Genomic DNA, 12986 nt, shown 5'->3' with positions numbered 1-12986 from the left:
CATGACCGACGCCGTGGGCGACCCCCGCTCGCTGCTGCTGATGGGCGGGACCTCCGAGATCGCGCTCGCCATCGCCGAGCGCTACGCCCGCCGGGTCCCCGGCCTGCACGTCACGCTGGCCGCGCGGCCGTCACAGCGCCGCGCGGAGGCCGCCGGGTTGTTGTCCTCCCTGGGTTGCACCGTCGCCGAGCTCGACCTCGACGCCGAGGCGCCCGAGACGCACGCCGCCGTGGTGGAGGCGGCCACCGCCGACCGCGACGTCGACGTCGCGGTCGTCGCCTACGGCCTGCTCGGGGACCCCGAGGAGGCGTGGACGGACGTCGACGCCGGCGTCCGCCTGGCCCGGGTCAACTACGTCGGCCCGGTGGCCACCGGCATCGCGCTCGCGGACCGTGTGCGCCGCCAGGGCCACGGCACCGTGGTGGCGCTGTCGAGCGTGGCGGGCGAGCGCCCCCGGCGCTCGAACTTCGTCTACGGCTCGACCAAGGCCGGCTTCGACGCGTTCTACACCGGTCTCGGCGAGGCGCTGCGCGAGCACGGCGGGCGGGTCGTCGTCGTCCGGCCCGGTTTCGTGCACTCCCGGATGACCGCCGGGCTCGACCCGGCGCCACTCGCCGTGCGGCCCGAGGACGTCGCGCAGGCCGTCGTCGCGGCCGTGGACGGCTCGGCCGAGCAGGTGTGGGTCCCGGCGGCGATGCGACCCGTGATGTCCGTGCTCCGGCACGTGCCGCGTCGCGTCTTCCGGCGGCTCCCGCTCTGACGTGATGGCCCCACCCTCCGGCACCGCCCCCGCCACCCCCGCCGCACGCCCGGCCGTCGCCGTGGTGGTCACGGTGGTCGCGGTGGTCGCGGGCACCGCGGTCGCCGTGCTCGTCGCGACCCTGGTGCCCTGGCCGGGCGGAGCCCCGGTGGCCTCCGCGACCGGGCGGGGCCTGCTGGCCGGCCTGGTGGTCGCGACCGCGGTGGCCGTCGTGGCGGTGGGGCTGCTCGTCGTCCGTCGGTCCGGCTCGGAGGCGGCCGCGCACCTGCTGGTCGGCGGCACCGCGCTGCTGCTCGCGACCGCCTCCGTGCTGGCGCTCGCGGGCACCCGCTGGGGTTTCGGCGGGCTGTACGCCGACGCGTCGTTCCGCACCGAGGCGGCCACGCGGTACGCCGACTCCGCCCGCCTCGCGGACTACGCGTACGCCGGGCTGCCGCCGTACTACCCGCCGGCGCTGTCGTGGCTGCAGGGGCGGGCGGCGGCGCTGACGGACCTGCCCGGCTGGATGCTGCTCCAGCCCTTCCAGGTCGTCCTGGCCGCCACGGTGCCGCTGGTGGCCTTCCTGCTCTGGCGGCGCGTCGCGCCGCCGCTCGTCGCGGCCGGGATCGTCGCCGCCGGGTCGCTGCTGACCGTCGACCTGCTCAAGCCGGACGAGTGGCTCGTGCTGATGTGCGCCACCCCCTGGTGGCTCGACCTCGTCCGTGGCGTCCGCGCGGACGGGGTCCGCGCCTGGCCCTGGTGGGCCCACGGGGTGTTCGGGGGCGCCGTGCTGCTGGTGCACACCTTCTACCTGCTCCCGCTGGCGGTCGCGACCGTGCTCGGCTGGGTCGTCGACCTGGCGCGCCGTCGGCGACCCGAGCTGGGCGTGGTGCGGGCGCTCGGTGTCGTCGGGGTCGGGCTGGTGGTGGCGACGCCGTACTGGGTGCCCGTGCTGCGGGCCCGGCTGTCGGGCATGACCACCGACAGCCTCCAGATGCGCTACACCTACCCGGGCGCGAACGTCCCGCCCTGGCCGTTCCCGTTCGACCTCGGCCCCTCGTCGGTGCTGGGGGCCGTCGGGGTGGCGTGGTTCGCCTGGTCGGCGCTCGAGGCGCGCCGCGGGCGCCCCCGGCCGCTGGCCGGCGCCCTGCTGCTGGTGCTCCTCGGCGCCTGGACGACGATGCTCGCCGGCGCGGTCGGCGTGCATCTCGGCGTGGGCTTCCTGGCGTTCAAGGCCGACGAGATGGTCATCCTCGCGATGGTCGCCTCGGGCGTGTGCGGCCTGGTGGAGCTGCTGGCGCGGGCGGTGCGTCCGGTGCGGTCCGCGGCGCACGGCCGCACCCTGCGGGCGGCCGGCCTGGCGCTCGTCCTCGGTGTGACGGGGTACGCCGCGGGGCAGTACGCCGGTCACTGGGTCGTCGGGCAGCCCGTGCTCGCCGCGCAGACCACCCGCTACCCCGACGGCACGTCCCCGGCCGCCGCGGAGAGCCTCGAACCGGTCTCCGGTCCTGCCTGGGTCACCCCGGGCGGGCCGTCGGTGGCCCAGGTCGAGGAGGCATGGCGCGACCTGACGGGGACCTCCCTCGACTCCGACACCGTCGTCCTCAGCACCCGGGTCGACCTGACGGCGACCACGCCCGTCCATCCCTTCGTCACGGGCAAGTCCATCTACTCCAACCCGCTGGGCCGGTTCGCCGGTCGCTACGCGCTGCTGCGCGAGCTCGAGCGGTGCGGAACGCCGGCCTGCGCCCACGCGCTCCTGCGCGACAACCCGTACGACGCCGTCGACGGGATCGTCCTCGAGCGGGTCGGTGACGAGCTGGTCATGCCGATCCTGGTCGACGACTTCCCCGAGCGCAGCCGGACCACCGCCGTGCGCGTCCCGCTCGCGGTCGTGACGGGACCGGGCTTCGCCTCGACCGAGGTCGACGGCGTCGTGGTGGTCGCCCTGACCGGGCCCGGCTGACCGTGGTCGGTCAGGGGGTCCGTCAGGCGCCCGGGCCGTCCAGCTCGGTCTCGAGCAGCAGCCGGGCGACGTCCTCGGGTCGCGCGCCGGCGCGGTAGGCGGCCTGCCGCACCCTCGTCTCGGCCTCGGCGACCGTGATGCCGTCCTGCCGGGCGAGGAGCGCGGCCGCGAGGGCGACGTCGTGCTGCGCCTCGAGGATCGTGGGCGCCTGCTCGGACGTGGCGCGGCTGGTGAACGACAGGTCGGCGTTGCGGACGGCGTCCGCTGCGCGCCCACCGATCAGGGCGGCCAGCCGCTCGTGCCGGCCCTCGAACGCGTCCGGGGTCGCGGCGTAGAGGTTGACGGTCCCCACGACGCCGCCGTCCTCGCCCAGGAGCGGCAGGGTCAGGGTGCTGGCGACCCCTCGCGCGGCGGCGGCCCGGCCGAAGAGCAGCCACCGGTCCTCGTCGAGCGGCCGGCTCTCCCGAGCGGCCGACGACCCGGCCGGGAGGTCGTCGACGCACGGCCCGCCGTCGAGGTACTGGACGGCGTCCAGCGCGGCCGCGTCGTCGTCGCTCGCGACCAGGGTGAACGAGAGGTCCAGGGTGAACCAGGCGACGCTCAGGCCGACGCAGTCGGGCACGACCGCCTCGACCTTCCCGGCGAGGTCGTCGAGGAGGGAGAGGACGTCGAGGCCCGGGGCCAGCCGGTCGATCTCGCGGCTCGCGCGGACGGTGGCGTCGATGGGGGTGAGCTTGGGGGCCATCGGTTCCCGTGCCCGTCGCGGGTCCGGGCACTCGCCGGCGCGGGCCCGGGGCGGGTCGTCAGCCCTCCGTGCCGCGCTCGTGGCTCTCGACGACGACCCGGGCGACGTCCTCCACCTCGACGCCGGCCCGCTGCGCAGCCCGGCGCATGGACTCGACGGCCTCGTCGACGTCGACGTCCATGCGTGCCGCGAGGAGGCCCGCCGCCGTGGCGACCGTCCGCTGCGCCTCGAGGGTGGCCGGCGCCCGGCGGGACTCCGTCAGCGTCGTGAAGGACAGGTCGGCGTTGCGGACGGCCACGGCGGCGTGGCCGCCGGCGATGGCCGCGAGGACCTCGTGGTGGCCCTCGAAGGCGTCGGGGGTGGAGGCGTACAGGTTCACGGTGCCGGCCACCGCGCCGGCGTCCAGGACCGGGATCGTCAGGGTGCTGGCGATGCCGTGCGCCGCCGCGGCCAGGCCGAACATCTGCCACCGGCCCTCGTCGAGGACGGCGTCCTCGCGGGTCTCGAGGACCCCGTCGTCGGGCGTGACGTCCACGCACGGCCCGCCGTCGAGGTACTGCACGGCGTCCAGCGAGGCGGTCTCCAGGTCGCTAGCGACCAGCGTGAACGAGAGCCCCAGGTCGAGCCACGCCACGCTCAGGCCGACGCAGTCGGGGACGACCGCCAGCACCAGCTGGGAGAGCTGGTCCAGGTAGGCGAGCACGTCGACGTCGTGCTCGGGTCCGGTGAGCTCGGCGGCGGCCCGCCGTGACTCCAGGATCGGGTGCAGCCTCGACGGCACAGGGACCTCCCGGGGCCTCCGCCCACGACGACCACCGCCGGCGAGCGACGTGGGCAGCGGCCGCGCGGGCCTCGACCCGTGCCCCGCACCGCGGTGCTCACTCGTCCTGCCCGCCGATCCCTTCCCGCCGTGGTGGGTACGAGGCCGGCATGACGCAGACACCCGACGAGCAGGGCCGCCTCGACGACGAGGCGCTGGAGCAGGAGACCTCCGACGACGAGGGCGCCGCCGCGGCCGGGGAGTACGACCCCGCCCAGGGCTCCCCCGGCGCCGAGCAGCCGGCCGGGCACCCGGTCGGCGAGGACTTCCCCGACGAGGCCGTCCGCTACGACGACCCCGAGGAGCGCCCCCGCAGCTGACGGGCTACGGACGCGGGCCGGACGGGCTCGGGGCGAGCTGCTGCCGGCGCTCCAGCGCGAGGGCCGTGGCCTCCTTCGTCAGCAGCTCCGTCAGGTCCCGCGGGGACCTCGTGGCGGTCGACGCCGCGGCGGCCATGAACCGGGGGGCGAGGTCGCGGACCCGGACGTTGTGGTGCTGGGAGAGGCGGGAGAGCACCGCGAACGCGGCCTCCTCGGTGAGGCCGAGGGTCCCCATCAGCAGACCCAGGCTCTGCTGGATGCTCGCCGCGTGCTGCCGTGCGCGCTCCACCGCGAGTCGGGCGCTGCGGACCTCGTCGTCCGTCACGTCGACCATGAACCCCCGGCTGTACCGGTGCGGCGTGGTCGTCCCGACAGGCTCGAGACGGGAGGTCCCCACCGTCAGCACCGTGCGCTCGTTACCGTCGACGTCGACGATGTGGTGGTAGTTGCTGAAGTGCTGGTCGCCGGTGGCCGCGGCGTCCAGCAGGACCATGGCGTGGGCGCGGTCCTCCTCACGCTTGTGCTCGAGCACGAGGTCGGTGTCCACCGCCACGGCGCACCCGCGGTAGCCGTGCAGGTGGTACATGCCGGCGTCCCAGGACCACTGCCCGGTCGTCGCGTCCCAGACGAAACGCCCGACGGGCCTCGGCTCATCGGGCGACACGGACCTCGGCACGAAACTCGACCTCCACCTCGAACCCCATGCGACTGCCCCCCGCAGGTCGAACATAGGACAGACACAGGCCCGACGTCACGCGGCGCAGGTGGGTCGCTAGACGGGGTCGTTCCTGGCGTCCTCGTCGGCGTCCGAGGGCCCACTCCCCGAGCTCGACGCGCGCTGCGTGTCCGCGGCGCCCCGACCGGACGCCCCGGGCTCGGCGTCGTCCGAGACCGACTGCTCGGCGAAGCTCGCGGCGGAGGCCACGGCGGCGCGGGCGAGCGGGTGGCCGCGCAGCGACTCGGCGAGCAACGACCACGCCTCGACCAGCAGCACGGTGTCGACGTCACGCGCGACGAGGACCTGCGCGAGCCAGGAGTGGGCCTCGACCATGATCGTCTCGTCGCCGGTCACCAGTGCTGCGGACAGGCACCCGACGAGGTGGTCGGCCAGGCCCTCCAGCTCGGCCAGCCAGCCCCGCGCCGAGCGCGCGAGCTCGTCGGAGAAGTGGTCGGCGTCGCGGAGGCCGGCGACGACGTACCCGGCGATCTGGGCGCGGTGCTCCTCGATCCACGCCGCCTCCTCGTCGGCCATCGTGGGCTCGGGCATCCGCAGCCGCTCCGTGCGCTCGGGGAGCGTCCGCAGCAGCTCGACGGCGTGGGCGGGGCTCGCGCACCACGCGGTGGCGCCGAGCGCCTCGGCGCGGCTGCCGTCGCTGCCGAACCCGGCGCCGCCGACGATCACCGGCAGCCCGAGGGTGCCGATCTGCGCCATCAGGCGCTTCTGGCGACCGAGGGAGGAGGTCAGCGACCCGCTGAACAGCACCGCCCGCGGCCGCAGGCGGACCACCTGCAGCACCAGGTCGTCGGGGTCGGGCGAGCCGCCCAGGTAGTTGACGCGGTAGCCCGCCTCGACCAGCGCCTCGGAGACGATCAGCGCCGGGAGCGCGTGCTGCTCCTTCTCGAGGCACGACACCAGCACCAGCGGCCGGTCGCTCGAGGGCGGGTCGCTGAACGACCCCAGCCAGTGGACGACGCCCTCGCTGATCGCGGTGGCGGCGTGCTCCTCCGCGACGGTCCACTCCCCCGCGAGCCAGAGGTCGCCGATGAGTCGCTGGGCGGGGACGACGTGGTCGGCGACGATCTGGGCGGCCGTCAGGCCGGAGGCACGCAGGCGTCGGACGGCGGCCAGCGAGGCATGCCGGTCGCCGTCACACAGGGCCTGCCAGTACTCGGCGTCCACGATCCTCTCCTCGAAAACCGTCACGACGGTACCCAGCGGCACCTCCCGACACCGAACCGACGACCGTGCTGCGAGACGGGGCCCTCCGCCGCGAGCAGGGCCCCGCCGGCCGAGCGCCCGCGGGCGAGCGGGCTCAGGCCTCGTGCGGGCGGAGGTCGAGGCGACGCAGCAGCTGCGCGTTGAGGGCGACCACGACCGTCGAGACCGACATCAGCACGGCCCCGACGGACATCGGCAGCACGAACCCGACCGGCGCGAGGACGCCGGCCGCGAGCGGCACCGCCGCGAGGTTGTAGCCCGCACCCCAGGCGAGGTTCTGCACGCTCTTGCGGTACGTCGCCCGTGAGAGGTCCACGACCGACAGCACGGACCGCGGGTCGTCGGAGGCCAGGATGATGCCGGCCGACGCGATGGCCACGTCGGTGCCGGCCCCGACGGCCACGCCGACATCCGCGGTGGCGAGCGCGGGGGCGTCGTTCACGCCGTCGCCGACCATGGCGACCAGGCGTCCCTCGCCCTGCAGCTCGGCGACCCGGCCCGCCTTGTCCTCGGGACGGACGCCGGCGTACACCCGGTCGATGCCGAGCTCAGCCGCGACCGACTGCGCGACCGCCTCGGCGTCCCCGGTGATCATGACGACCTCGACGCCGCGCCGGTGCAGCTCGTCGACCGCGACCCGCGACTCCGGGCGGACGGCGTCGGCGAGCCTCAGCGCACCGGTCACGGTGCCGTCGACGACGACGTGCAGGATGATCGCGCCCTCGCCACGCCACTCCTCGGCGACCGGCAGCTCGTCGCCGTCGACCGCCTCGAGCAGGGCGGGCCCGCCGACGCGCACGTGCCGACCGCCGACCCGGGCACTCACACCGACCGCCGGCTCCGAGGCGAAGTCGGACGCGCGGGGGACGTCGAGACCCCGCTCCGACGCGGCCCGGACGATCGCCCGCGCCAGCGGGTGCTCCGAGTCCGCCTCGGCGCCGGCCGCGAGGGAGAGCACGTCGTCCTCGGTGTGCTGCGCGGACGCCGGCACCACCGCGGTGACCGCCGGACGGCCCTCCGTGAGGGTGCCGGTCTTGTCGAACAGGACGGTGTCGACGCGGCGCATCTGCTCCATCGCCAGGCGGTCCTTCACGAGGACGCCGGCGCGCGCGGCCCGCTCGGTGGAGATCGAGATGACGAGCGGGATCGCGAGCCCGAGCGCGTGGGGGCAGGCGATGACGAGCACGGTGATGGTGCGGACGACGGCGTCCTCCGGCGAGCCGAGCACCGCCCACGCGGCGGCGGTCACGAGCGCGGCGCCGGCGGCGTACCAGAACAGCCACCCGGCGGCCCGGTCCGCGAGCCGCTGGGTGCGGGACGCCGAGGACTGTGCGTCGGCGACGAGCGTGCGGATGCCCGCGAGCGCGGTGTCGTCGCCGGTGGCGGTGACCTCGACCCGCAGGCCCGAGTCGGTGGCGACGGTGCCGGCGACCACGGGGTCGCCCGTGCTGCGACGGACGGGTCGGGACTCGCCGGTGATCATGGACTCGTCCACGGACGCCGACCCGTCGACGACGGTGCCGTCGGCCGGCACCCGGCCGCCGGGGCGGACCAGGACGACGTCGCCGACCCGGAGGGTGGCGGGGTCGACGACCGTGACCTCCCCGTCGTCGGCGACCTTCTCGGCCTCGTCGGGCAGCAGCGCGGCCAGCGAGTCGAGCGCCGAGCTGGTCTGGGCCAGCGACCGCATCTCGACCCAGTGGCCCAGCAGCATGATCGAGACCAGCAGCGCCAGCTCCCACCAGAAGTCCAGGTGGTGCGGCAGCACGCCGAGCGTCGAGCCCCACGAGGCGACGAACGCGACCGTGAGCGCCAGGGCGATCAGCAGCATCATCCCCGGCGCGCGGCTCCTCGCCTCCTGCCAGCCACCGGTGAGGAAGGGCCGCCCGGCCCAGAGGTAGAGGACCGTCCCGAGCACCGGCGAGACCCAGGACAGGCCCGCGACGTCCGGCAGGTCGTAGCCGACGAGGTCCGCGAACATCGACGACGCCAGCACCGTCGGCACCGACAGCGCCAGCGAGGCCCAGAACAGCCGGCGGAACATCGCCACGTGGTCGCCGTGACCTGCGTGGCCTTCGTCGTGGTGCTGTTCCGCCTGGTGCGTCTCGGTCCGCATCGCTGCTCCTTCCAGGTACCCCCTGGGGGTATATCGGTGAGGCTAACATGTACCCCCAGGGGGTATGTCGGGTGAGTGTCCGGAAGGGCTTGGTCGACGTCCGGCTTCACCGTCAGACGCCGTCCGCTCAGGTAGATCCACCGTGGCCGAGCGCGCGCTCGTCGTCGTCGTCGTTGTCGACGTGCAGGTCGAGGACGTCGAGGGATCGCGTCAACTGCAGCACCCGCCCTTCGAGGACGCAGTAGCCAGCGTCGCCCGCGCCATCGACAGCGCTGCCGAGCACGGCGTCCCGGTCGCCGTCCTGCAGCGCGCGAACACCACGAGGGTGCGCCCGTCTTCGCCGATGGCATGCCGGTGCGGCCCGCCGGGCAGGGCGCCGAGACGGTGACGCCGGTTGAGGTGCGACCGGCCCTCATCGCTGGTTGAGGTGCGACCGAAGGGAGCCTCGAAACCCGGTGACATTCTTTGCTCCCATGACCCCCGACGACGTCCGCGAGCTCGCGCGGTCCGCACCGTATCGGTGGACCGAGCTCGACCTCGTCCATCGCTCGTGCGGGGGCGAGCACCTCGAGGTGAGCCTGCGGCACGGCGTCCTGACGGGCCGGGACGTCGCACGCGGCCGCGACCTCCACGACACCGAGCGCCCGCCGTCCTCCTTCTTCCGGCCGGTCGAGCCGTACCCGACGAACTACCTCTGGTGCGCGATGCTCGACCCTGACGAGCTGTCCCACGACGTCCGGCTCACCGAGATAAGCGAGGGCGAGCTCTTCGGTCGACCGGTGGTGTCGTTCGTGGCCCACGCGGAGGACGACTACGACCCGGTCTGCACCTGCTGCCCGCTGGTGTTCTCGGAGGCCAGCGAGCGCCACGAGCAGCCCGACGGGTGGACGCCGGCGCCCGGTGAGCTCCCGGACGGCGTCGAGATCACCCTCGACCGCGAGGCCGGCATCGTCGTCAGCAGCCGCGACCGCGGCGGGCGACTCGAGTCGTGGTTCACGACCGAGATCACCCGGGTGGTGCGGTAGCGGGTCGACCTCCTGCCTCGAGCGGGCTCACTCACGCGTGACACCGCGTTGACCGCGCGGTCGCGACGGGCGCGTTCGGCTGCGTGTTCCGCAACGACACACGCGCGGTGTACGTGAGCACGACCAGCACCGCGAGACGAGCCCCCACCTGCTCCACGCGATGCCGTTGGTCGCCTTCCGGCACAAGGGTCTCGAACGTGGCCAGCGGGTAACCGCCGGTCGCGCCGCCCGGGCAAGACGAGGCCTCCCGTGCTGGGGCGGGACGGATTGGAGGCGGGTCACCGTCGACGTGCAGGCCGACCGCCGGCGGGGACGCAGCCCCTGCACTGGGTTGGCTCCGGCCGACCCGGAAGCGCTGTTCACCCAGGATGCCGACCCGTGTCACGCGGCGTACCGAGACGAGTCCCACCTCTCGCCATCGAGGATGAACTCGCCGCTGAAGCTCCCCAGTTCACCAGTTGTGGGGATGCGCACTGGCCCGCACGCGAACCACCGCTGAAGGAAATCCGCAAGACCGCGCCGGGCCCTGGATGCGCCCACCCGCCCGGATCACACTGACTGCGTCGGGGGCGGCGTCCACCGGTCGTGCCCGACTGACTGGAGGCCGGCCATGTCCATCCGTACGACGACCCGCGGTGCCCACCGAGGTCCCACCGCGCTGCTCGCCGCCGTCGGGCTGCTTCTCGCCGGGCTCATCGCGACCGGGACGACGGCCCCGCCACCACCCGCACAGGGCGCCGTCACCGCGGCCTTCCCGACCGCGCCGCTGCTGACCGGGTCCGCGACGTGGAGCTACCTCGACGACGACTCCGACCCCGCTCGCGGCAGCGCCGACACCCTGGCCTGGACCCGCACCGGCGCCGACGCGACCGGCTGGAAGCAGGGTGTCGGCCCGTTCGGAGCCAAGAACGGCGCGGCCCGCGACCTCGGCGGTGGGAACGTGCCGCGGACCCTGCTGCGGCACTACATCAGCGGCTCCGCTGCGCCCGTGATCCCGACGTACCACTTCCGCACGACGTTCACTCTCGACGCCGGCGTCGCCGCCCAGACCGAGCGGCTCGTCGCCACCATCGGCTACGACGACGGGGTGCGGGTCTACGTCAACGGCACGCGCGTGGGCGGGCTCAAGGACGCGCCGGTGCCCCCCGGCGTGAACCGGCAGTACACCGGCGTCTCGGTCGCGCAGCCCGTCACGGGGACCGTCGACGTGCCCGGCGACGTGCTGGTCGACGGGGTCAACACCATCGCCGTCGCGGTGCACCAGGCCGAGTCGTGGTCGTCGGACGTCTGGTTCCACCTGTCCTCGCTGACCGCCGAGGCCAAGCCCGTCGTCGAGCAGCCCGAGGTGCCGACCGGCGACCTCGTGAGCACCGCGGGCACCACGTGGCGCTACCTCGACGACGACTCCGACCCCGCCCGCGGCAACACCGCGGATCCCCTGGTCTGGACCCGCAGCGGCTACTCGCTGACGGGCTGGAAGTCCGCCCGCGGCTCCTTCGGGTTCAAGGGCGGGCGGATCGAGGACCTGGGCGGAGGCCACGTGCCGACCACCCTGCTACGCCGCTCCGTCAGCGGTTCCGCCTCCCCGACCATCCCGACCTACCACTTCCGGACGACGTTCTCCCTCGCCCCGGGCGTGGCTTCCCGGATCGCGCGGCTGCGCGCCTCGATCGCGTACGACGACGGGGTGCGGGTCTACGTCAACGGCACCCGGGTCGGCGGGCTGGACGACGGCGCCGTGCCCGCCGGGGTCAACCGTCGCTACGCGGGCTCCAACGCGAGCGCGCCGAAGCGCGGCGTCGTGGACGTCCCCGGCGAGGCCCTGGTCGACGGCACGAACGTGCTGTCGGTCGCGCTGCACCAGTCCACCAGCACGAGCTCCGACGTCTACCTCGACCTGATGTCGCTGACCGCCGAGGCGAGGTCCGGCACCGATCCGAACCCCGTCGAGGTGCTGCCGTCGCGCGTGGTCCTCACCCCGACGGCGACGCCCACGACCTCGCAGACGATCTCGTGGCTGGCCAGTGACACCACCCGCACCACCGCGGGCGTGGAGATCGAGCCCGCCGCGGGCGGGACCACGCGGACCGTGCCGGCGAGCTTCGCCGGCACCGTGAACGGCGACCAGCGCCCGCACTTCGTCGCGACCGTCGACGGGCTGGCGCCGGGCACGACGTACCGCTACCGGGTCGGCTCGGTCGGCGGCTGGTCGCCGTGGCGCAGCTTCACCACCGCGCCGGGCGGCGTGGGCGGCTTCTCCTTCCTCTACTTCGGCGACGCGCAGGTCGGCCTGGACTCGGTCTGGCCGCGGGTGGTCGCCGCCGCCCAGCAGCAGGCGCCGCACGCGTCGCTGGCCCTGCACGCCGGCGACCTCGTCGACAGCCCGATCAGCGAGACCCAGTGGCAGCAGTGGTTCGACGGCGTGGCGCCGCTGGCCGCGACCACCACCCAGGTCGCGGCGATCGGCAACCACGAGACGTACGGCGACCGCAACCTCTACGCGTGGCGGGCGGCGTTCGAGTTCCCGCGCAACGGCCCGACGACGTCCACGATCGGCTCGATGGCCGACCTCGCCGTCGGCGACACCCCGGAGGCCCGCCAGTACGCCGCCCTGTTCGCCCACTTCGAGACCGTCGCCGCGGACACCGTCTACACCGTCGACCACGGCGGCGTCCGCTTCGTCGCGCTGCACGGGAACGCCATCCCGGCGATGCTGACCCCGGGCAACCTTCCGTCCTGCTCCGGGACGGCGTGCCCCATCAACGACGTCGGCCGTCTCTGGCTGCGCTGGCAGGCGGCGTGGCTCGACCACGTGCTGGCGACGAGCCCGTCGCGCTGGAGCGTGGTCACGGTGCACCAGCCGCCGTACTCCGCCTCCGACGGACGCGACGACCCCATGGTCCGGGAGGCGTTCGCGCGGGTGATCCAGGACCGCGACGTCGACCTCGTCCTCGCCGGCCACGACCACGTCTACGCCCGTGGGTACGACGACGAGGACCGCACGGACGTCGCCGGCGTCACCGACGGGCCCGTCTACGTGATCGCGAACGCCGGCGGCAAGCACTACCGGGTGGAGACCGACCCGACGGTCGACAAGTGGCTCACCAACGGGATGACGAAGGTCCGCAGCGGCACCGGCTTCGCGACGTACCAGGTGATCGACGTGACCGGCGACCGGCTGCGCTACCGCTCGTACGTCGCCGACCGGACGGGCGCGGCCACCACGCCGCTGGCCGTGGGTGAGGTCTTCGACGAGTTCACGGTCTCCCGCTCCGCCGACGGTGGCCACCGGGTGACGGAGGGCTGGACGCCGTAG

11 protein-coding genes are annotated in these 12986 nt (G+C 74.5%); 5 read left to right on the top strand and 6 right to left on the bottom strand.

Features of this window, described 5'->3' with window-relative positions:
• The first annotated feature begins 1 nt into the window (after position 1).
• Together MJ876_RS19915 and MJ876_RS19910 are read left to right on the top strand one after the other, a co-directional pair.
• Complete coding sequence (locus MJ876_RS19915) at positions 2–760, top strand: decaprenylphospho-beta-D-erythro-pentofuranosid-2-ulose 2-reductase (RefSeq protein ID WP_240239072.1); 759 nt, start codon at positions 2–4, stop codon at positions 758–760.
• 4 nt (positions 761–764) lie between these two features.
• Positions 765–2705 (top strand): arabinofuranosyltransferase, encoded by a 1941-nt coding sequence (locus MJ876_RS19910; RefSeq protein WP_240239070.1) that lies wholly within the window; start codon positions 765–767, stop codon positions 2703–2705.
• 22 nt (positions 2706–2727) lie between these two features.
• Here MJ876_RS19910 and MJ876_RS19905 read toward each other — a convergent pair whose 3' ends face one another.
• Together MJ876_RS19905 and MJ876_RS19900 are read right to left on the bottom strand one after the other, a co-directional pair.
• A complete protein-coding gene (locus MJ876_RS19905; RefSeq protein ID WP_240239068.1) occupies positions 2728–3450 on the bottom strand; it encodes a GAF domain-containing protein in 723 nt (240 codons plus the stop codon).
• 58 nt (positions 3451–3508) lie between these two features.
• On the bottom strand, positions 3509–4231 hold the full coding sequence (locus MJ876_RS19900; RefSeq protein WP_240239066.1) for a GAF and ANTAR domain-containing protein: 723 nt from the start codon (positions 4229–4231) through the stop codon (positions 3509–3511).
• Positions 4232–4380: 149 nt separating this feature from the next.
• On the opposite strand from MJ876_RS19900, the gene MJ876_RS19895 reads away from it, so the two are divergent.
• The gene (locus MJ876_RS19895; protein WP_240239064.1) at positions 4381–4590 is read left to right on the top strand and encodes a hypothetical protein; all 210 of its coding nucleotides are present in this window, start codon (positions 4381–4383) and stop codon (positions 4588–4590) included.
• Between the two features lie 4 nt (positions 4591–4594).
• On the opposite strand, the gene MJ876_RS19890 is transcribed toward MJ876_RS19895, so the two are convergent.
• From MJ876_RS19890 to MJ876_RS19875, 4 genes are all read right to left on the bottom strand, one after another.
• Positions 4595–5176 (bottom strand): ANTAR domain-containing protein, encoded by a 582-nt coding sequence (locus MJ876_RS19890; protein WP_240239062.1) that lies wholly within the window; start codon positions 5174–5176, stop codon positions 4595–4597.
• Between the two features lie 186 nt (positions 5177–5362).
• Positions 5363–6490, bottom strand: coding sequence for a B12-binding domain-containing protein (locus MJ876_RS19885; protein WP_240239060.1), 1128 nt, complete (start codon positions 6488–6490; stop codon positions 5363–5365).
• Between the two features lie 133 nt (positions 6491–6623).
• Positions 6624–8645: a heavy metal translocating P-type ATPase gene (locus tag MJ876_RS19880; protein WP_240239057.1), complete on the bottom strand. Its 2022-nt coding sequence runs from the start codon at positions 8643–8645 to the stop codon at positions 6624–6626.
• A 127-nt stretch (positions 8646–8772) separates the two neighbouring features.
• Positions 8773–8928 carry a hypothetical protein gene (locus tag MJ876_RS19875; RefSeq protein ID WP_240239055.1) on the bottom strand — a complete coding sequence of 52 codons (156 nt, stop codon included), beginning with the start codon at positions 8926–8928 and terminating at the stop codon, positions 8773–8775.
• A 190-nt stretch (positions 8929–9118) separates the two neighbouring features.
• Here MJ876_RS19875 and MJ876_RS19870 point away from each other — a divergent pair, with 190 nt between their 5' ends.
• Together MJ876_RS19870 and MJ876_RS19865 are read left to right on the top strand one after the other, a co-directional pair.
• Entirely contained in the window at positions 9119–9670 is a 552-nt protein-coding gene (locus MJ876_RS19870; protein WP_240239053.1) for a hypothetical protein, read from the top strand.
• Between the two features lie 610 nt (positions 9671–10280).
• Entirely contained in the window at positions 10281–12986 is a 2706-nt protein-coding gene (locus MJ876_RS19865; protein ID WP_240239051.1) for a metallophosphoesterase family protein, read from the top strand.

This window comes from Nocardioides sp. CFH 31398 (assembly GCF_022436705.1).
GTDB lineage: Bacteria > Actinomycetota > Actinomycetes > Propionibacteriales > Nocardioidaceae > Nocardioides.
Note: the sequence above shows the minus strand (reverse complement) of the source record. Positions and strands in the feature narration are given on the sequence as shown.